This window comes from Streptomyces johnsoniae, assembly GCF_031845565.1.
Lineage (GTDB): Bacteria > Actinomycetota > Actinomycetes > Streptomycetales > Streptomycetaceae > Streptomyces > Streptomyces johnsoniae.
On the sequence record NZ_JAVREV010000012.1, the window covers coordinates 101,174 to 119,628 of the forward strand.

The 18,455-nt window shown below is 71.1% G+C and carries 16 protein-coding genes, 1 tRNA gene and 1 pseudogene; 7 read left to right on the forward strand and 11 right to left on the reverse strand.

The annotated features are described in order from the left end of the window. Positions 1 to 186 precede the first annotated feature (186 nt). On the reverse strand, positions 187 to 1,380 hold the full coding sequence (locus tag RM779_RS21325; RefSeq protein ID WP_394813355.1) for a Leu/Phe/Val dehydrogenase: 1,194 nt from the start codon (positions 1,378 to 1,380) through the stop codon (positions 187 to 189). 124 nt (positions 1,381 to 1,504) lie between these two features. On the opposite strand from RM779_RS21325, the gene RM779_RS21330 reads away from it, so the two are divergent. Then, entirely contained in the window at positions 1,505 to 2,347 is an 843-nt protein-coding gene (locus RM779_RS21330) for a hypothetical protein (protein ID WP_311619341.1), read from the forward strand. Positions 2,348 to 2,746: 399 nt separating this feature from the next. After that, on the forward strand, positions 2,747 to 2,953 hold the full coding sequence (gene bldC, locus RM779_RS21335; RefSeq protein WP_019431930.1) for a developmental transcriptional regulator BldC: 207 nt from the start codon (positions 2,747 to 2,749) through the stop codon (positions 2,951 to 2,953). 333 nt (positions 2,954 to 3,286) lie between these two features. On the opposite strand, the gene RM779_RS21340 is transcribed toward bldC, so the two are convergent. Further along, a tRNA-Asp gene (locus tag RM779_RS21340) sits at positions 3,287 to 3,361 on the reverse strand. 82 nt (positions 3,362 to 3,443) lie between these two features. After that, positions 3,444 to 7,370, reverse strand: a complete 3,927-nt coding sequence (gene hrpA / locus RM779_RS21345) for an ATP-dependent RNA helicase HrpA (protein ID WP_311619342.1) — start codon at positions 7,368 to 7,370, stop codon at positions 3,444 to 3,446. A 70-nt stretch (positions 7,371 to 7,440) separates the two neighbouring features. Here hrpA and RM779_RS21350 point away from each other — a divergent pair, with 70 nt between their 5' ends. Then, the gene (locus RM779_RS21350; protein ID WP_311619343.1) at positions 7,441 to 8,439 is read left to right on the forward strand and encodes an ABC transporter permease; all 999 of its coding nucleotides are present in this window, start codon (positions 7,441 to 7,443) and stop codon (positions 8,437 to 8,439) included. A gap of 105 nt (positions 8,440 to 8,544) precedes the next feature. Here RM779_RS21350 and RM779_RS21355 read toward each other — a convergent pair whose 3' ends face one another. Next, positions 8,545 to 8,874: a hypothetical protein gene (locus tag RM779_RS21355; protein WP_311619344.1), complete on the reverse strand. Its 330-nt coding sequence runs from the start codon at positions 8,872 to 8,874 to the stop codon at positions 8,545 to 8,547. Positions 8,875 to 9,180: 306 nt separating this feature from the next. Next, entirely contained in the window at positions 9,181 to 10,191 is a 1,011-nt protein-coding gene (locus RM779_RS21360; RefSeq protein WP_311619345.1) for a LacI family DNA-binding transcriptional regulator, read from the reverse strand. A gap of 421 nt (positions 10,192 to 10,612) precedes the next feature. Between RM779_RS21360 and RM779_RS21365 the strand changes: the two genes are divergently transcribed. Further along, a complete protein-coding gene (locus RM779_RS21365) occupies positions 10,613 to 11,584 on the forward strand; it encodes a glycoside hydrolase family 6 protein (protein WP_311619346.1) in 972 nt (323 codons plus the stop codon). A gap of 220 nt (positions 11,585 to 11,804) precedes the next feature. Here the strand turns inward: RM779_RS21365 and RM779_RS21370 are convergent, their stop codons facing one another. The 3 genes from RM779_RS21370 to RM779_RS21380 all read right to left on the reverse strand — a co-directional run bounded on the left by RM779_RS21370 (position 11,805) and on the right by RM779_RS21380 (position 14,227). After that, positions 11,805 to 12,401: a hypothetical protein gene (locus RM779_RS21370; RefSeq protein ID WP_311619347.1), complete on the reverse strand. Its 597-nt coding sequence runs from the start codon at positions 12,399 to 12,401 to the stop codon at positions 11,805 to 11,807. Between the two features lie 132 nt (positions 12,402 to 12,533). Beyond that, positions 12,534 to 13,280: an SDR family NAD(P)-dependent oxidoreductase gene (locus tag RM779_RS21375; RefSeq protein ID WP_311619348.1), complete on the reverse strand. Its 747-nt coding sequence runs from the start codon at positions 13,278 to 13,280 to the stop codon at positions 12,534 to 12,536. Further along, on the reverse strand, positions 13,277 to 14,227 hold the full coding sequence (locus RM779_RS21380) for an alpha/beta hydrolase family protein (protein ID WP_311619349.1): 951 nt from the start codon (positions 14,225 to 14,227) through the stop codon (positions 13,277 to 13,279). The genes RM779_RS21375 and RM779_RS21380 overlap by 4 nt, the downstream gene beginning before the upstream one ends. 230 nt (positions 14,228 to 14,457) lie before the next feature. On the opposite strand from RM779_RS21380, the gene RM779_RS21385 reads away from it, so the two are divergent. Then, positions 14,458 to 15,078: a TetR/AcrR family transcriptional regulator gene (locus tag RM779_RS21385; protein WP_311619350.1), complete on the forward strand. Its 621-nt coding sequence runs from the start codon at positions 14,458 to 14,460 to the stop codon at positions 15,076 to 15,078. Positions 15,079 to 15,482: 404 nt separating this feature from the next. On the opposite strand, the gene RM779_RS21390 is transcribed toward RM779_RS21385, so the two are convergent. Both RM779_RS21390 and RM779_RS33765 read right to left on the reverse strand, forming a co-directional pair. Then, a complete protein-coding gene (locus RM779_RS21390; protein ID WP_311619351.1) occupies positions 15,483 to 15,776 on the reverse strand; it encodes a hypothetical protein in 294 nt (97 codons plus the stop codon). A 177-nt stretch (positions 15,777 to 15,953) separates the two neighbouring features. Then, positions 15,954 to 16,154, reverse strand: a pseudogene (locus tag RM779_RS33765) (hypothetical protein); the annotation flags it as partial. Here RM779_RS33765 and RM779_RS21395 point away from each other — a divergent pair. Further along, on the forward strand, positions 16,132 to 16,305 hold the full coding sequence (locus RM779_RS21395; protein WP_311619352.1) for a hypothetical protein: 174 nt from the start codon (positions 16,132 to 16,134) through the stop codon (positions 16,303 to 16,305). The pseudogene RM779_RS33765 and the gene RM779_RS21395 sit on opposite strands and share 23 nt — an antisense overlap. 105 nt (positions 16,306 to 16,410) lie before the next feature. Next, positions 16,411 to 16,908, forward strand: a complete 498-nt coding sequence (locus RM779_RS21400; RefSeq protein ID WP_311619353.1) for a hypothetical protein — start codon at positions 16,411 to 16,413, stop codon at positions 16,906 to 16,908. Positions 16,909 to 17,849: 941 nt separating this feature from the next. Here the strand turns inward: RM779_RS21400 and RM779_RS21405 are convergent. Next, on the reverse strand, positions 17,850 to 18,413 hold the full coding sequence (locus RM779_RS21405) for a winged helix-turn-helix transcriptional regulator (RefSeq protein WP_311619354.1): 564 nt from the start codon (positions 18,411 to 18,413) through the stop codon (positions 17,850 to 17,852). Between the last annotated feature and the right edge of the window lie 42 nt (positions 18,414 to 18,455).

Below are 18,455 nucleotides of genomic sequence, written 5' to 3' on the forward strand. Positions count from 1 at the left end.
AATGAGAACGAGCTCTCGGACGAGAGCCCGGTCCATCGGCCTTCAACCGTACCTGCTTCCGCGACCCTACGGTACGCCGTCCGCAGGACCGGGCCGCACGCATGGCGACCGATGGGCCTCTCTTTGCTGGTCAACGGCGATTTTACCTTCTTTCGACGCGCGACTCGCGCGCGGGGGTGACATGTCTTACGCATACGCACGTTCAGCGTTCGCGGCCTGCGCCATCCGGCGCTCGGCGATCCGGTCGGCTGCCACGGCGGGGGGTACCCCCTCGGCCGCCGCATGGCCGAAGATCTCCAGCGCCGTCTCGTAGATCTTTGCCGCCTTTGCCTTCGCACGTGCGAAGTCGAAGCCGTGCAGCTCGTCGGCGACCTGGATGACGCCGCCCGAGTTCACGACGTAGTCGGGCGCGTAGAGGATGCCCCGCTCGGCCAGGTCCTTGGCCACGCCGGGGCGCGAGAGCTGGTTGTTCGCCGCGCCGCAGACGATGTCCGCGGTCAGCAGGGGCACCGTGGTGTCGCTGAGTGCACCGCCGAGCGCACAGGGCGCGTAGATGTCCAGGCCCTCCGCCGTGATCAGGGCCTCGGTCGTCGGCACCGCGGTGACCTGCGGGTGCGCGGCCAGCACCTGCGCGACGGCGCCGGGCCTGACATCGGTGACCAGCACGCGCGCCCCCGCCTCGACGAGGAGCCCGGTGAGCAGGTGCCCGACCTTGCCGACGCCGGCCACGCCGACCGTGCGGCCGGTCAGCTCGGGACTGCCCCAGCGGTGCGCGGCGCCGGCGCGCATGCCCTGGTAGACGCCGAAGGCGGTGAGCACGGAGGAGTCCCCGGCGCCGCCCGCCTCCGGGGAGCGGCCGGTGGTCCAGCGGCAGGTGCGGGCGACGACGTCCATGTCGCCGACGTAGGTGCCCACGTCGCAGGCGGTGACGTAGCGTCCGCCGAGGCCGTCCACGAACCGGCCGTAGGCGAGCAGAAGCTCTTCGGTCTTGATCCGATCCGGATCGCCGATGATCACGGCCTTGCCGCCGCCGTGCGGCAGGCCCGCCAGGGCGTTCTTGTAGCTCATGCCGCGCGCCAGGTTCAGGGCGTCGCGCAGGGCGGCCTCCTCCGGCCTCGCCTCGCCGGCGTAGGCGTGGAAGCGCGTGCCGCCGAGGGCGGGGCCCAGGGCGGTGGAGTGCAGGGCGATGACGGCCTTGAGGCCGGTGGTCCTGTCCTGGCAGAGCAGGACCTCTTCGTGACCGCCCTGGTCGGAGTGGAAGAGGGTTTCCAGCGCGCCTGGTCGGGCGGTGCGCTCGACGCCGGGCGCGGCACCTACGTCGGTCACGGTGGTGACTCCTGTATGTCGATGCGGATGCTCCCCGTTGGGTTGGGAGGGCATTGTTGGGATGAGACTACGGCGATTGCGGGCGAGGGGATGCCCCGGGTTCGGCTCCCTGACACGATCGGACGCGTCGCCTGCGGGTGGGGCCGCCGCGGCGGCGGCCCGGGAGAGGGAGGGCTGAGTGCCGAACGTGCCGTACGCGGCGTATCTCCGGGTCTACGAGCCGCTTGCGGCCTTCCCGGAGCCGGAGCGCTCGCACTGGGCGGCATACGCCCAGCGCGACCGGCTGCCGACCGCGCAGGACGAGATCGGCCACGCCCTGGCCGGGCTCGTGGCGACGCCGCCGCGGGCGGCACCGGCCAGGGAGAGCGGCGACGCCTTCGTGACGACGGTCGACGGCGTGCTGTGCGTGTGCCCGTGGCGGACCCGGCTGCGCTCCTGGCAGGCGCTGGGCGACGTGGGGGACTGGCTGATGCCGCAGCCGGTGCTCGACGCCGCGCTGCCGCCAGGCGTGCGGCGCCGGGCGGCGGCCGACTACAGCGACTGGCGCGAGCGGAACCCGGACGCGCGCCCGTGGGTCCGGTCGGCGCTGTGGCACGTTCCGGTGCGCTGGTTCACGCTCTTCACCGATGCGGAACGGATCTTCCGCAAGTCCGGGGAGGGGCCGGGGCCGGCGGCGGCGCCCTCGCTGAGCTACCGGACGCCGATGGTCGAGGCGCGGCGCCGGGTGGCGCGCGGGCTGCGCACGGTGCGCGAGGCGATGCCGCAGGGGCCGCTCGCCGAGGCGCTCACCGATGTGGGGCGGTGGCTGGAGGAGTTCCACCCCCGCTCACTTGTCGAACTGGACTACGGGGGATTGATCTATACGATTCCCGAGGACCAACTGGCCGCGGACCGCTCCGCGGCCGACGTCACGGAGGGGCTTGCCGCGCTCGCGGCCGGCGACGCCGAACGGGCGGGCCGGCTCTACGAGGAGCTGACCGACCGCTGGATGGCGATTCGCGAGCGTCAGTTCGCCAACTGATCTAGGGACTAAAGCCCCAAGCGTGATGGAAGGCACTGTAAGGAACTCTTGCCAACAAGTAGTCTCCTCGTGTCAAAATAGGACAAGGAGCTCGGAGCAGGTCCAGCTGTCCGTCGGGCGGCCCGGTGGTGAGTCATCGTGGAGTGACTGATCGTCACGGCGGCGTGACTGTCCGCTATGGCATGCTCCGGTGGCTTCCGCCGAGGTTGAACACCTGAGAGGGCAATTCCATCGGTTTGGCCGACCCGGCTGGACGGATGGTGTAGTTGTAGTGCCGAGGACAAGCCGTTCGTCCTATAACCGACTCGACCCTCGTCCGCCATTTCGGGCAACGTGGGTCAAGGTGCAGAATTTAGAGGAAAGAACCGTGATGGTTCGGTTCTCCCGAGGAGGCCGCTCATGACCGCTCGCACCCCTGATGCCGAGCCGCTGCTGACCCCGGCTGAGGTTGCCACGATGTTCCGCGTAGACCCGAAAACGGTCACACGCTGGGCAAAGGCGGGCAAGCTCACGTCAATCCGCACGCTTGGTGGGCACCGCCGCTACCGCGAAGCGGAGGTGCGCGCGCTGCTCGCGGGCATCCCGCAGCAGCGCGGCGAGGCCTGAGCAACGCAGCACGACCCAGGTCCCGGGGCCCCCACCCCGGCCGGCTTGGCCCTAGATCGCGTCGGACTCCGCCGGGTCCGGCGCGATCTCTTTGTGTGCGGAGCCGGTAGCGGGTGCCCCGTGCAATTGCACATATTAAATTGGCGAGTGTCTCTACGGGGTCGAATGAGCTCAGCGCGCTATCAAGTTCCGTGACTCCCGTCACACCTCCGTTGGCTTGCCCGCCCGGATGATCTTGCGGTAGTACGCGCCCGCCCCACCCGCGGCCCCACCTACATCACTACCCAACAGCGAAAGCCCGGACCCCCAAATGGGGGTCCGGGCTGATGTCCGCGGTCCTGACGGGATTTGAACCCGCGGCCTCCACCTTGACAGGGTGGCGAGCACTCCAAACTGCTCCACAGGACCATGCGTGCGAGCGAGACTCTACCCCAGCGCGCCCCGCCCGGGCCAATCGCGGTCCGGGCAGAGGGCCGGCGGCCCCGCGGCCCTAAGGAACGAGCGCGTCGATGGCCTTCAGGATGCGCTTGTCGGACACCGGCTGCGCCGTGCCCAGGGCGTGCGCGAAGTAGCTCACGCGCAGCTCCTCGATCATCCAGCGGATGTCCGCGGCCTGCGCCGGCACCGGCCGCCCCGCGGGGAACTGTTCGAGCAGCCAGGCGTGTTCGTCCTGCATCTCGTGGACCTTCGCCATCCGCGCCCGGTCCTTCTCGGCCTGGTGCGGCAGTTGCTGGAGCCGTCGGTCGGCCGCCATCAGGTAGCGCAGCAGATCCGGCAGCCGCCGCGCCCCGTGGCGCGTCACGAAGCCCGGCGGCACCAGCGCGGCCAGCTGCGCCGTCACGTCCGCCACGGCGGGCGCGAGCACCGGGCTCGTCACCCCCGCGAGGCGCCGTTCGCACACCTGCCAGGCCGACAGCACCTCCCGCACCTGCCGCACGATCCGCAGGGTCACATCCACCACGTCCGCCCGCACCGCGTCGAACAGCTTGCGGAACGCCTCCTCGTCCCACACCGGCCCGCCGTGCGCCGCGATCAGCTGATCGGCCGCCGCGCCCACGCAGTCGTCCAGCAGGGCCTGTACGCCGCCGTGGGGCGACCTGGACAGCGCGAGCTTCGCCGCGTTGTCCAGCTGCCGCTGCGCGAACTTCCCCGGATCGGAAGGGAGGTTCAGCAGCACGAGCCGCCGCGTGCCCTGGCCCATCGCCTGCCGCTGCTCCGCCTCGCTGTCGAACAGCCGCACCGCCACCGTCGCGCCCTCGTCCACCAGCGCGGGGAACGCCTTCACCGGCTGGCCGCCGCGCCGCGTCTCGAACGTGCGCGGCAGCGTGCCGACCGTCCAGGACGTCAGGCCCTCCGCGGTCGCCGCGAACGCCCGGTCCAGCGCCTGCCGCGCCTTCGGCCGCAGCCGCTCCCGCAGCGCCTCCAGATCCTTGTCCTCGGCATCGCGGCCGTCGACCGACAGCTTCCGCCGCCGCTCGTCCACGATCCGGAACGTGATCCGCAGATGCCCGGGAATCCGTTCCGGCGCGAAGTCCTCCGGCGCGATCCGCACGCCCGTCAGCCGCGTCAGCTCACGCGCCAGCGCGACGTGCAGCGGGTCGCCCGTCGGCTCCGGCGTCTGCGCGAGGAACCGCTGCGCGAAGTTCGGCGCGGGAACGCAGTGCCGCCGCACCGGCTTCGGCAGCGACCTGATCAGCTCGGTGACCAACTGCTCGCGCAAACCGGGGATCTGCCAGTCGAAGCCCTCGGCCGACACCTGATTCAGCACCTGGAGCGGCAGATGCACCGTCACGCCGTCCGCGTCCGCGCCCGGCTCGAACTGGTACGTCACGGGGAACGTCAGCCGCCCCTGCCGCCACGTGTCCGGGTAGTCGGCCTTGGTGACCCGCTCCGCCTGCTCGTTGATGAGCATGGACTTCTCGAAGCTGAGCAGATCCGGCTCCGCCTGGCGCTTCTTCTTCCACCAGGAGTCGAAGTGCGCGCCCGACACGACGTGGTCGGGCACGCGCTGGTCGTAGAAGTCGTACAGCGTCTCGTCGTCCACCAGGATGTCGCGCCGCCGCGCCCGGTGCTCAAGCTCCTCGACCTCGGCCAGCAGCTTCCTGTTGTCGTGGAAGAACTGGTGCCGGGTACGCCAGTCACCCTCCACCAGCGCGTTCCGCAGGAACAGGTCCCGCGAGACCACCGGGTCGATCCGCCCGTAGTTCACCTTCCGCTGCGCCACGATCGGCACGCCGTACAGCGTCACCCGCTCGTACGCCATCACCGCCGCCTGCTTCTGCTCCCAGTGCGGCTCGCTGTACGTCCGTTTCACCAGGTGCCCGGCGAGCGGCTCGATCCACTCCGGCTCGATCCGGCCGTTGACGCGCGCCCACAGCCGCGAGGTCTCCACCAGCTCGGCCGACATCAGCCACCGCGGCGGCTTCTTGAACAGCACGGACCCGGGAAACACCGCGAACTTCGTGCCCCGCGCGCCCAGATACTCGTGCTTGTCGGGGTCCTTGAGGCCCACGTGCGACAGCAGCCCGGCGAGCAGCGACTGGTGGACGCGCGCGGGCTCCGCGTCGAGCTCCGACAGCTCGATGCGCAACGTCTTCGCAACCGTGCGCAGTTGGGAATAGATGTCCTGCCACTCGCGTATCCGCAGGTAGTTCAGGAACTCCGTCCGGCACATCCGTCTGAACGCCGAGGACGACAGCGCCCGTTGCTGCTCCCGCACGTAACTCCACAGCGCGAGCAGCGCCAGGAAGTCCGACTCCTCCGCGGGACCCTCCCGGAACCTGGCGTGCTTCGCGTCCGCCTGCTGCTGCTTGTCCGCCGGCCGCTCCCGCGGGTCCTGGATCGACAGCGCGGCGGCGATCACCATGACCTCGCGCGCGCACCCGTTGCGGTCCGCCTCCAGGATCATCCGCGCCAGCCGCGGGTCCACCGGCAGCTGCGCCAGCTTCCGGCCCGTGTCCGTCAGCCGCGCGCCCGCGAGCGCGCCCAGCTCTTCGAGCAGCTGCACGCCCGCCTTGATCGACCGGTGGTCCGGTGGGTCGATGAACGGGAAGCGCTCGATGTCGCCGAGACCCGCCGCGTTCATCTGGAGGATCACCGAGGCCAGGTTCGTCCGCAGGATCTCCGCGTCGGTGAACTCCGGCCGGGAGAGGAAGTCCTCCTCCGAGTACAGCCGGATGCAGATGCCGTCGCTTGTCCGGCCGCAGCGGCCCTTCCGCTGGTTCGCGCTGGCCTGCGAGACCGCCTCGATCGGCAGCCGCTGCACCTTGGTGCGGTGGCTGTAGCGCGAGATGCGGGCCGTGCCCGGGTCGATCACGTACTTGATGCCGGGCACCGTCAGCGAGGTCTCCGCCACGTTCGTCGCCAGGACCACCCGCCGCCCCGGGTGCGCCTGGAAGACCCGCTGCTGCTCGCCGTGCGACAGCCGCGCGTACAGCGGCAGCACCTCGGTCATGCGCAGCCTCCGCTTCTCCAGCGCGTCCGCGGTGTCGCGGATCTCCCGCTCGCCGGAGAGGAAGACCAGGATGTCGCCCGGCCCTGAGGCCTGAAGCTCGTCGACCGCCTCACAGATCGCGGTGACCTGGTCGCGGTCCGGCGCCTCGCCCTCCTCCTCAAGCAGCGGCCGGTAGCGCACCTCCACGGGGAACGTGCGGCCCGAGACCTCGATGACCGGCGCGTCGCGCCCCTCGCGGTCGCGGAAGTGCCGCGCGAACCGCTGCGGGTCGATCGTGGCCGAGGTGATGACCACCTTCAGATCCGGGCGGCGCGGCAGCAGTTGGGCCAGGTAGCCGAGCAGGAAGTCGATGTTGAGGCTGCGCTCGTGGGCCTCGTCGATGATGAGGGTGTCGTACTGGCGCAGCTCGCGGTCGTGCTGGACCTCCGCCAGCAGGATGCCGTCGGTCATCAGCTTGACCAGTGTGTCGTCGCCGGCCTGGTCGGTGAACCTCACCTTGTAGCCGACCGCGCCGCCCAACTGCCCGCCCAGCTCGTCGGCGACGCGCTGCGCGACCGTGCGCGCCGCGATCCGGCGCGGCTGGGTGTGCCCGATCAGCCCCTGGACCCCGCGGCCCAGCTCCAGGCAGATCTTCGGGATCTGGGTGGTCTTGCCCGAGCCCGTCTCCCCGGCGACGATCACCACCTGGTGATCGCGTATCGCCGCGAGGATCTCGTCCTTCTTCCGGCTGACCGGCAGCTGCTCGGGATAGGTGATCCGCGGCACGGCGGCACGCCGCGCCTGCACGCGCAGCTCGGCCGCGCCGACCGCCTCGGCGATCTCCGCGAGCACCGCGGCCTGCGCGGCCGGCTTGCGGACGCGGCGGGCCCCGTCGAGGCGGCGGCCGAGGCGGCGCTGGTCGCGCAGCATGAGTCCGGGCAGCCGGTCGGCGAGATCTGATAGGGGGGAGGGGTGTGTAGACATACGCACCCAAGGGTCTCACCTCCGTGCGGGGGCGGCGAGCCGTTATCCGACCTGGCGTGTTGTGGGCGTTATGCCCGAATATGGTGAGCCGGTGAGTGGACACTGGCGTGCCTTCCGGCACTCGCCGTACCTTCCCGCGCTCGTGATCGTGCTGATCGTCGCGGCCTCCGCCGGTCTCTTCGCCGGCTCCTACACGTACGCGATGGCGAATCCGACGCCGCGCGAGGTGCCGGTGGCCGTCGTCGGCAGCCCGGACGGTGCGTTCCTCGACGCGTTGCGGGGGCGGCTCTCGGCCTCCCTGGACCGGCGGGAGTACGCGGAGTATCCACAGGCTGTGGACGCCGTCGAGGCGCAGCGCGTCTTCGCCATCGTGCGCGAGCGCAACGGCCGCATCGAGCTGGACACCGCGAGCGCCGCCGGCGCCTCGGTGGCCGAGCTGCTGACCGGCGGCGCCCGCGCCGCGGCCCGCTCCGTCGACGCGCGCATTGACATCCGCGACCTCAAACCCCTGCATCCTGGGGACCCGCGCGGGCTCGCCCTGTTCTACCTCTCCATCGCCGCCGTGATCACCGGCTTCCTCGGCGCGGTGCAGCTCAGCGCCAACGCGGGCACGCTCAAACCCCTCGAACGAGCCCTCGCCACCGTCGCCTACGCGCTGCTCGGCGGCTTCGCGATCGTCGCGACGGTGACCTGGCTGCTCGACGCGGTGGAGCTGCCGTTCCTCCAGTCCTGGACCATCGTCTCGCTCACCATGTTCGCCTCGGGCATGATCTTCACGATGTTCAACACCCTGGTGCGGCGCTGGGCGATCCTGCCCACCTGGGTGCTGATGGTGATGCTCGGCAACCCCTCCTCCGGCGGCGCCGTCTCCTGGCCGCTCCTGCCGTCCGTGCTCGGCGCGATCGGCCGCTGGCTGCCGCCCGGCGCCTCCGTGAACGCGCAGCACACCGCCGTGTACTTCGCCGGCCACCAGCACGCCCAGCCCTACCTGGTGCTGGCCGGCTGGACCGCGGTGTCCTGCACGGTCTTCGCCGTCTGGCGGCACCACCACCCCGGCGGCCGGAACTGAACCCGCCCGACCAGATGGCGGCTCCGGAGATTGCCACGGCCAACCGTTGCCGCTTGGCGTGAGAGCGCCCTCCAGCGAACGACCCGGCGCCATGCCGGGAGGCGTTCAGTCCTCGTCCGCTCCCGGCGTTCCTGGCGAGGCGCGCCACGCCAGGAACGCCCCCACGGCGCTGTACGTCAGCAGCAGAATTCCGTTCTCGGCGTCCCGACGCCGCTCCAGGGACTGTGTCCGCTGCTGCTGCTCGTAGGTTCGTGTCCCCACCATGACGGACCCGTCCAGCACCGCGCATCCGGTGTCACCGGGACGCATCGGGCCCGGGTGCTCCTCCCCGTCCTCGCGCACGTTCTCCCCGGGGCACACGACCTCCGTCGACGCCGTCAGGGACCCCACCAGGCTCGCCGCTCCCCATGCCGCCGGCACGAGGAGAAGGGCCACGAGGGCGATTCTGTACGTTCGGTGGTTCACGAGACCTTCCACGCAGGACGCCGGACCCGGCGTTCCGTGCGGTCCCCCCGCACCCCGGACGCCCCGCTTTCACCATAGCCCGCGCGGGTCGGCACCCAGCGGCAACTCCCTCTCGCCGAGCTTCGGTTGCCCGGAGCAGCCGCCGGGAGCAGCCCGCCGGGAGCAGCCGCCCGGAGCAGCTGGCGGGACTTCGCGCAGAATCGCCGGTGCGGTCTCGATCCAGCCCGGTCGGGGGCATGGCCGCCGACGCGTTCGTCCATGCGGTCCCCCGGCGGATCAGGTGCTGGAACGCGCGACCAGGCGGGTGGGCAGTATCAGCGGGCTGGGCTCCTCGCCGCCGATGAGCCTGACGAGCATGCGTGCTGTTTCGTGGCCCAGAGCCTGAATGGGCTGGTGAACCGTGGTCAGCGCCGGTTCGGTGATCTGCGCGATGTCCAGGTCGTCGAACCCCACGACCGCGACATCGTGCGGAACGGCCCGGCCGACGCCGCGCAGCGCGCGCAGGGCACCGGCCGCCATGTTGTCGTTGGCGGCGAAAACCGCGTCCACGTCCGGGTGCCGTTCGAGCAGTTCGGTCATGGCGGTGGCCCCGCTGGGCTCGGTGAAGTCGCCGCTCGCCGGGGGGAGGGGCTCAAGCCCGGCAAGGATCATGGCCTCCCGGTAGCCGCGGTGGCGTTCGCGGCTGACCTGCGTGTCCAGCGGTCCGCAGATCATGACCACCCGCCGCCGTCCGCGGGCGAGCAAATGCTCCGTGGCCCGGCGCGCGCCGCCGACGTTGTCGGCGTCCACGTACCACGGCGGTTCGTGACCGGCCGGGCGTCCGCCGAAGACCACGGGCAGTTCTGCCTCCCGGGCGGTGTGGAGCACGGGGTCGTTCTCGCGCACAGCCATGAGCATCACGCCGTCGACGCCCCGGGCACGCAGCAGTTCCGCCAGGCGCTGCCGACTGCGGTCGGCGGCCGCGAGGCACAGCATCAGGTGCAGATCGGCTTCCTCCAGGGCCGCCGACGCGCCGACGATCACCTTGGCGAAGAACGGGTCCGCGAAGATCGCGGGTGTCTCCCCCGAGATGACGAGAGCGGCCACCCCCCGCTGGCGGGTCGCAAGTGCCCGCGCCGTGGTGTTCGGCACGTAACGAAGCTCCCTGATGGCCCGTTGGACCGCCTCGCGCTTGTCGCGGCTGACGTGGGGCGCGTTGTTGAGCACCCGGGAAGCCGCCGAACGGGAGACGCCGGCACGCTCGGCCACCTCGTCGAGCGTGGGCCGTCGGCGCGGCATATCTGTCATGAACTGCGGACCCTTCCTCGCTGCGATCGCCTGGTCGTTCCCGCTGTGGCGTCCCGCCTGGTCGTCCAGCTAAGCCATCCCGCTGGGCCATCCCGCTGGGTCGGCACGCTGGGTCGGCACGCTGGAAATTGCTGGGAGCGCTTCCATTCTAGAACGTATCCGCGTTCATCACGCCGTGCCTGACGAGCAGCTGACGCGGGCCCCCTTGACAGCTCCCAACAGCACACACACCATATCGAGAAGACCGTGAGGTCGACCCCCACCGGAGTGGGAGCGCTTCCAGATCAACGCTTCCGAACCAACGCTCTCGAAGCGCCGCTCGCGCCCGGCATGCCGCAGCCCGGCATGCCCCCGCTCCCCGTGTCGACGGCTCAGGACGAAGGCCGCGCGGCGCTCCCCTTTTGACGAATGAGGTACATCCATGCGCAGACTCCTACGCGGGGCAGTGGCAGGACTCCTCGCTCTGCCACTGTTCCTGGCCTCCTCGCCCTCCGCGCAGGCGGCCCCCGACCCGCTCGCCATGACCAGCGGCTTCTACGTCGACCCGGATTCCAGCCCGGCGGTCTGGTCGGCCGCCAACCCCGGTGACGGACGCGCCGCCTCGATCCGCGACTCCATCGCCGACGTCCCCATGGCCCGCTGGTTCGGCTCGTGGAGCGGAGACATCCGTTCCGCCACGGGCTCCTTCGTCGGCGCGGCTCAGTCCGCCGACAAGCTCCCGCTCCTCGTCGCCTACAACATGTACGGCCGCGACGCCTGCGGTGGGCACTCGGGGGGCGGAGCCGCGTCCCCGTCCGAGTACGCGGCCTGGGTCGCCGCCTTCGCCGACGGCGTCGGCAACCGTCCGGCGGTTGTCGTACTCGAACCGGACGCCCTCGGCGACTACAGCTGCATGACCCAGGAGCAGATCGACGAGCGCCAGAACATGCTCGTCAACGCCCTCGCCGAATTCCGGTCCAAGGCGCCGAACGCCTGGGTCTACCTCGACGCGGGCAACCCGGGCTGGGTCGACGCCTCGACCATGGCCGACCGCCTCCACGCTGCCGGCCTCAGTCAGGCCAGGGGCTTCTCCCTCAACGTCTCGAACTACTTCCCCACTTCGGAGAACGTGTCCTACGCCGGCGGCATCAACCAGGTGCTGGGTCAGCGTCACGGCTACGGCAAACCGTTCGTCGTGGACACCAGCCGGAACGGCAACGGCTCCAACGGCGAATGGTGCAACCCCGGCGGTCGCAGGATCGGCACTCCCACCCAGGAAGGGGGCAGCGGCGCGGAGATGCTCCTGTGGCTCAAGACCCCGGGTGAGTCCGACGGCGACTGCGGTGTCGGATCGGGCTCCACGGCCGGGCAGTTCCTGCCGGAGGTCGCCTACAAGATGATCCACGGCTACTGACACCCCGCTACGCCTGGCTTCGCCTCACCTCGCCCCGGCGGCCACCCGCCTCGGCGCCGGCACATCCCGTCGGCGCCGGGGACGGCCGCGTTCCGCCGTCCCTGTCCTCCGGGTCGTCACCGGCGGCCGGGCGAGCAGCCTGCGGGCCGCGCCACCAGGAGGCGGGCCGCGTTACCGAACGGGCCATGGCGGCCCGCGCCGGGTGTGACGGCTGGGGGCCTCAGCTCTCAGGAGCCGGGGTGGTGTCGGTGTCGCCTGTGCGGCACAGGGCATCCTGATGCCCGTCCTCCCATGTGATGAGCAGGACGCCAGGCCCCTCGTCGCAGTCCCAGATGTCCCACATGGAACCGGCCGACTCGGGTGAGGTCTCGACGGTGGCTGTGCCCCGGTAGGAGTCCTGGGGGCCGCTGAGGTCGGCGAGGCTGTTGCAGTCCAGTTCTACCGTGAGCTGTCCGTCGTTCTCGTCCTCGATGGAGCCGAAGCAGACTTCGTCTCCCGCAAGAGCGGAGTAGGAACCGGGGCTGCCGACCGAGTCGGCGTCTCCCTTCGTGTCGATGAGGAGGGTGTAGACGGCGCCGTTGTCCGAGTAGGCCGGCATCCAGCCGCCGGCGAGGTCCTCGACGCCGAAGTCCGTCGGGGTGGGGGCGGGGCTGCTCGGACTCGGTGCGGGGGACGATCGTTCCGCTGACGGGGGTGATGGTGTGGGCGCGGCCCTGTCGTCGCCGGCGGAACCGCCGTCATCTGAGCCGCCGTCATCGGAACAGCCGCCGATGGCCAGCGCGGCAGCGGCCACGGCTGCGGCCACGGGTCGTCTCATATCCCTTTTGATACAGGGACCTGCGCGGGAGGGGTCCCGACCGTGTTCGTGGGTGGTGCCGAAGGCACCGAGTCGGCCTCGGGGTGGCCGGCGACAAGAGCGACGGAGCGGAGGCGGTGGGGCGAGCCGTGCTCACCAGCCGAGAGGCCGGGTGTCGCGGAAGAAGCCGCCCCGTGGGCCGTGGTCGGGCAGGGTCGCGGCCCAGATGATTCCCGGGGCGCTTTCCTCGACGGGGCGCGCGCCGAACGCTTCGGCGCCCGGCACTGTCGCCGTCACGCCGGGACAGACCGCGTTCACGATCACGGGAGTGTCGGACAGTTCGGCCGCGAGTACCGCGGTGAACGCGTTGAGCGCGGCCTTGCTGATCGCGTGGCTCGCCGCCGCGCCGCCAAAGGCCGGGAAACCGTACTGTCCGTCGGTGTGTGATCCCGCGCCCGAGCTGACGTTGACGATCCGGGGGTGGCTCGACCGGCGCAGCAGAGGCAGGAAGGCCTGCGTCATCCGCCACGTTCCGAAGAGCGTCACCCGCAGAGCGTCCGAGGCCGCCGCGAGGTTCGCCTGTGAGGGCGTCTCGTCCCTGTCGGGGGGAGCGGCCGCGTTGTTGATCAGGATGTCGAGGTGCCCCCACCGGGCGGCGAACAGCTGTGCCGCGGTCTCGACCGATGCCTGGTCGGCGATGTCCACTCCCACGGGCATGGCCTCGGCTCCGTCGATGGGTCCGGCGGCGGCCGCGGCGTCGGCGGGGTCTCGTGCGGTGAGGACGACGCGCGTTCCCAGCCGGCCCAGCTGCCGGGCGACCTCCGCTCCGATGCCGCGTCCCGCGCCGGTGATCAGAGCGGTCGTCGTCGGGCGTTCCGTCGCGTCGTCCGCGCTGCTCACCGGGCCTCCAGCCGTCCGAGCGGGGTGGGTGCGGTGGTGAACGCTTTGCCGGCGAAGTCCCAGGCGTGCTCGTCCAGGCCCAGTTCCGTGCGCAGGAACGCCCAGGTGAGCCATAGGGCGGCGTCTGCCAGTTCGGGGTTCTCGTCGGTCGCTTCGGCGGCGTCGTAGCCTGAGACACCTCCGAGGGCATGGCCCGCGCCGTGGAGCTGGAGCAGCGCCTTGCGGCCGGGGGAGAGCGCGTAGGCGTCGGTGTACCAGTCGGGTCCGCGGACGTTGAGGTGGGTGGAGAGGTCCTCGGCGCCTCCGATGACGAGCGCGGGCCTGTTCATGAAGGAGAAGTCGGTGCCCGAGAGGACCGGGTAGTGCTCCTTGGCGTACTCGCTCAGTGAGTCACCACCATGCCCGGGCGCGGACATCAGGACGCCGGCCGTGAGGCGCGGCTCGGCGAGATCGATCGGTGACCCGTCCGCCGGGTCGATGCTGCGCGCGCCGAGCAGGAGGCTCGCCGTGTAGCCACCCATCGAGTGTCCGACGACGGCGATCCGGGTCCGGTCGAGGCGTCCCCGCAGAGAAGGCAGCGCTTCCTCGGCACTGTCGAGGTGATCGAGCACGAACGACATGTCCGTGGCGCGCGTGCGCCAGTACAGCGGTGCCTCGGGATCGTCGGCGTCGCGCAGGCCGAGCATCGCCGAGTCCAGGTGCGTGGGCTGGAGCACCGCGAAGCCGCGCGCGGCGAGGAAGTTTCTGAGCGGCCCGTAGCCGTACAGCGAGGACAGGAAGTTCGACGGGCCGTGTCCGTGAGACAGAAGGACGATGGGGAGGTCCGTGCCGGAGACCGGTGCCGAGATCCGCAGCTGCAGATCGACGGCGCGGTCCTGGGTCGGCAGCGTCACCGGCGCGATGGAGAGCACCGGTGAGGCGGGCACGGGGTCACGGGTGTAGCGCATGGATGTGCTCCTCTGGACGGATGCGGTGGGCGTCGCCGTCGTCGCCGCCGAGGCCGACTGGCGTACCCACCTAGGCGGATCAGTGTTCCGCTAAAGACGATACGGAACCATGTTCCGGAATGTCAACGAGTCGCTCGCCCGGCTGACGAGCCGATGGCCCGGGGGACGTGGCCGACTACACTCACCGGGTCAGTGACCCAGTAGCCCGCGGCGCGGAGAAGGTCATCCGGATGACAGAACAAGACCCGGCGGCGCCCCCGCGTCGCGCTCGGCGCATCGACGCACGCCGGAACGAGCAGAGGCTCCTCGACGCCGCGGCCACCGTCTTCGCGACGACAGGTGTCGACGCGCCGATCCGCGCGATCGCAGCGGAGGCGGGCGTCGGGCTGGGGACCATCTACCGACACTTTCCGACGCGCACCGAGCTGGTCGTCGCGGTGTACGGGCACCAGGTGGAAGCCTGCGCGGACACCGGCCTGCGCCTGCTCGCCGAGACGGCCTCGCCGTTCGACGCGCTCCTCGTGTGGGCGGACCGGTTCGTCGACTTCGTCATCACCAAGCACGGCCTTGCCGACGCGCTGGGCTCGGACGACGCCGGATTCCGGCGGCTTCACGCCTACTTCCTCGACCGGCTCGTCCCCGTGTGCGCGAAGCTGCTGGTCGCCGCCGAACGCTCCGGCCAGATCACGCCCGGGGTGGATGCCTACGAACTGATGCGCGGCATCGGGAATCTCTGCGTCGGGCACGAGACGGACGCCCGATACAACCCCCGCCACTTGGTCGAGCTTCTCGTTCGCGGTCTGCGCGCGTCCGGGGCGGACTCCCCGGCCCCGTCACCCCCCGCCCCCTGAGCGCCCCGCCGGATCGCCGCCGCCATCGGTCCGGGTGTTGCTGCACCGGCTGCGCGACGAGTGCCGGTGCCGCACCCGGGAGCGGGGCAAGCGCCCCGCCGAGCCCCGGCGTCGCGGAACGTCGCGCGGCTCGTCCGCACGCCGACGCCCGGCTACGCCACCGGTCGGCCACCGGTCGGCAGTTCGGCCTCACCCGCCGCTTCCATGATCCGCGCCACACGTGCGTCACGCTGCCGCGGGGCACAGCGACCACGGCGTGAGGATGCGGGGGCCCGCGCACGCATCACTGGGGGAGAAGCGCAGGGCGCCGGACAGACTCGGCGGAGGGCTGACCGGGGGCGTAGATGTCAGCGTTGATGTCAATCGGCGCCCCGGGCGATTGGCCAGCGACCGGGGCGACGGCTTCATGGACATCGTGAGTTACTCCGGTCAGCACGCACTCGACGCGGTCGATGTCTCAGTCCGCGAGACCGGCCCCGCACCCCGCCGAGACCGCCTGGGCGCCCGCGCAGGGCCCGCGCTTGGTGCGGCCGGGCCGTGCGGGCGTCCTCCGGGGCACGGCCCCACCAGGCGAGCTGGTCCAGGAAGGCGGCGGCCGGGGCCTCCTGCGCGCCGGGGTCCTTGAGGTTGCGGTCCTCGTCGAACTGCTTCCAGAAGTTGGCGAAGCTGATGGTGTTGCGGATGGAGACGGCGTGCACCTCGTTGAGGACGCGGGCCGCAACTGTCCCACCGCGTACACCCCGCCGCCCATTCCGCCGTACGAGACATAGCCGACCGGCTTGGCGCTCCGCTCCTCGAAGTACCAGTCGATGCCACTTCAGGGGCGCCGGGTAGCCGCGGTTGTAGACCGGGGTGACGATCACGAACGCGTCGGCCGCGGCCGGCCGCGGGGCCAGTGCCCGCACCGGCCCCGGCAGCGGGGCGTCCGGGGCATCCCGGCGAGGGTGTCGGGCAGCCGGGCCTGAAGCAGGTCGGCGGTGTTCACCTCGAACTCGTCGCAGGCGGCGGCCCGTTCGGCTATCCACTGCGCGGGCGCCGGACAGAACCGGGTCCTTGCGGGGGCTTCCGAGGAACACGGCCAGGCGGAGCCTGGTGGTGGTGCCGGCCCAGCGGTGGTGGACGACCGCGGTGCCGGACATCGTGGTGTTCTCCTTCTCGTTGCATGAGGCCACCCGTGCCGCTCCCGTCTCGGCGGGCAGCCCGCAGGTGTCCAACTCCGCCCGGTGAACCGCCGCGGCGAGCGAGCCGAACACCGCGATCCCGGCCCCGCGCCGACCTTCATACAGATCTCCGGTAGCGACGCCGCGGCGCCCGTCCGCTCTTTGAAGAGCGATGCCGATCACCAAGGTGTTGACCAGCACCGGCAGCGGACTCGTCGCCTGTGCGGAGGCGGACTTCGCAGCCTCCCGGGCATACAAGTTCGGCCCGTACGCGATCGTTGCGGGCGACGTGAACTTCAGCCGGCAGGCCGGGCCTGCCCCCCGGTGCGAGGAGATGCGGCCATACAACCCCGAGTCGCGAACCGTGCACACCGATCCGGCGCTCGGACTGCTCAGGTCTCCGAACCGGGAGGTGGCGTGGACATTGGCAGCGAACGGACTCGTCGACGCGGCCTGGCGGCTCTATCAGCAGTCCGGGGACGAGGAACTGCTGCGGCCCACCTGCCTGGAGGAGCCCATCGACCAGGTCTGGGTCAGCGCGCCGCTCGCTCCTGCCCTGGTCGGCTACCAACTCCTCGACACGCCCGTCGGCGCATCCGACCACCACGGCGTCGCGATCACGCTGGACCTCAGCCGCGTGGTGAAAAACGACCCATGGGCCTACCGCTGAGGTGATCCGAGCATCGGGCCGCTCCATGGAGGGGCCCTCCATTCCTGCCGGGGGCACGATGGAAAGGGCTGGTCAACGGCCCGCGGGGTGGCCGGAGTCCCCGCCGCCGTGGTGGTCTCCGCGACACGGGCGGCCAGGGCTCCACCGATGGTCACCCGCGTGTTCACGGTTCGGTCTCGGTTGTCATAACGGACCTGGAGCTGGAAGGCGTCGTAGACCTCGCGCTGGACATCGGCGGGCAGCCGGGAGAAGCGCGTGCCGAGCCGGGGCAGGGCGTCGAGGAGCGCGGTGTCGCCCCGCACGGCCCGGGAGGGGCCGGCGGACCGGGCGTGCGTGAGTTCTTCCTGTGCGGCCCGCCGGGTGCGTTCGAGGTCGTCGAAGCATCGGCGGATGCCCGTGCGGAAGGCCGCGGCCGTGTCGGGATCGCCGTCCTCCTCCCCGTTCGCGAGCTGGTCCAGAGCCGGTCCAGGAGACGCTCGCGGCGGGCTTCCAGCCCGGTGACCTCCTGGCGGAGTCGGCTGATGCGGTCGGCATCGCCGGGCCGCGCCCCGGGTTCCGACCGGAGCAGGCCTTTCCGCCGTTCCCGCCGGTCGGGTCCGAAGACGTGCTCGTCGATGAAACCGTGCACGGCCTCCAGCAAGGGGCGCGCGCCGCTCCAGACCGCCGTGGGGCGCCCGCCGTACCAGTCGGCGGCGTGGTGGTGATCGCGCTTCGGCCGGCGGGCGTAGTAGTTCCGCCCCTTGGAACACACGTGCCGAACGTACGGCGCCCGCACAAAACGCAGAAGATGTATGACCGCAGCACGTAGACGTGTTGGGCCGAGCGGGCACGGGGGGACGGTGGCGGGCCAGACGGCGTCGAAGGGCATCACCTGCCGGGTCAGGGTGGGAGTGGCCCGCTTGGTGCGGGCGCCGGCCGGAACACCGGTGGGCGGATCGAGGCTAAGCAGTACCCGTTTCTGGTTCCCGACCCCGCGGTCCTGGCGACTCGGCGAGAGGTCCGGCCGCGCGGTCGAGTGCGGCTGCGTAGGCGGCCTGCATTTGTGCCGCGATGGTGGGGCCGTTGGGCGCCGGCTGTCGGCGGGCTTGTGGCCCGAGGTGGGTCGCACGGAGTTCGTCCATGAAGGCTTCCCACGTCGGCGGGCCGCCGGCGGCGAGCACGTCTCCACGGGCGGCGTACTCATCGGTCACCGGGAGATGCCGGGTTCCCCAGGCGCCGAGTTGGACGAAGACCGGCACCAGCTGGATCGCCTGTTCGGTCAGGCTGTAGGTGACCTTCTGCTTGTGCGAGGGATCGTCGGCCCTGGTGAGCAACCCGTGCTCGACGAGCACGGCGAGCCGGTCGGCGAGGACGTTCGACGAGATCCGCTCGGGGCCGGCAAGTAGTTCACGGAAGTGCCGGGCGCCAACGAAGATCACGTCACGGAGGACCAGCAAGGTCCATCGGTCGCCGAAGATCTCCAGCGACAGGTTGATCGGACAGCTCGACCGCGCGTCCTTCCGCACCGCACTCACCTCCGAACTGGTTGCGTATACGCACCAGTATCT

What these genes read in the sequence shown, in the direction of transcription:
- RM779_RS21325 (WP_394813355.1), bottom strand. Translation starts at nt 1,380, where the DNA reads ATGCCCTCCCAACCCAACGGGGAGCATCCGCATCGACATACAGGAGTC.
- RM779_RS21365 (WP_311619346.1), top strand. Translation starts at nt 10,613, where the DNA reads ATGCGCAGACTCCTACGCGGGGCAGTGGCAGGACTCCTCGCTCTGCCA.
- RM779_RS21385 (WP_311619350.1), top strand. Translation starts at nt 14,458, where the DNA reads ATGACAGAACAAGACCCGGCGGCGCCCCCGCGTCGCGCTCGGCGCATC.
- RM779_RS21400 (WP_311619353.1), top strand. Translation starts at nt 16,411, where the DNA reads ATGCCGATCACCAAGGTGTTGACCAGCACCGGCAGCGGACTCGTCGCC.
- RM779_RS21370 (WP_311619347.1), bottom strand. Translation starts at nt 12,401, where the DNA reads ATGAGACGACCCGTGGCCGCAGCCGTGGCCGCTGCCGCGCTGGCCATC.
- RM779_RS21380 (WP_311619349.1), bottom strand. Translation starts at nt 14,227, where the DNA reads ATGCGCTACACCCGTGACCCCGTGCCCGCCTCACCGGTGCTCTCCATC.
- bldC (WP_019431930.1), top strand. Translation starts at nt 2,747, where the DNA reads ATGACCGCTCGCACCCCTGATGCCGAGCCGCTGCTGACCCCGGCTGAG.
- RM779_RS21350 (WP_311619343.1), top strand. Translation starts at nt 7,441, where the DNA reads ATGCCCGAATATGGTGAGCCGGTGAGTGGACACTGGCGTGCCTTCCGG.
- hrpA (WP_311619342.1), bottom strand. Translation starts at nt 7,370, where the DNA reads ATGTCTACACACCCCTCCCCCCTATCAGATCTCGCCGACCGGCTGCCC.
- RM779_RS21360 (WP_311619345.1), bottom strand. Translation starts at nt 10,191, where the DNA reads ATGACAGATATGCCGCGCCGACGGCCCACGCTCGACGAGGTGGCCGAG.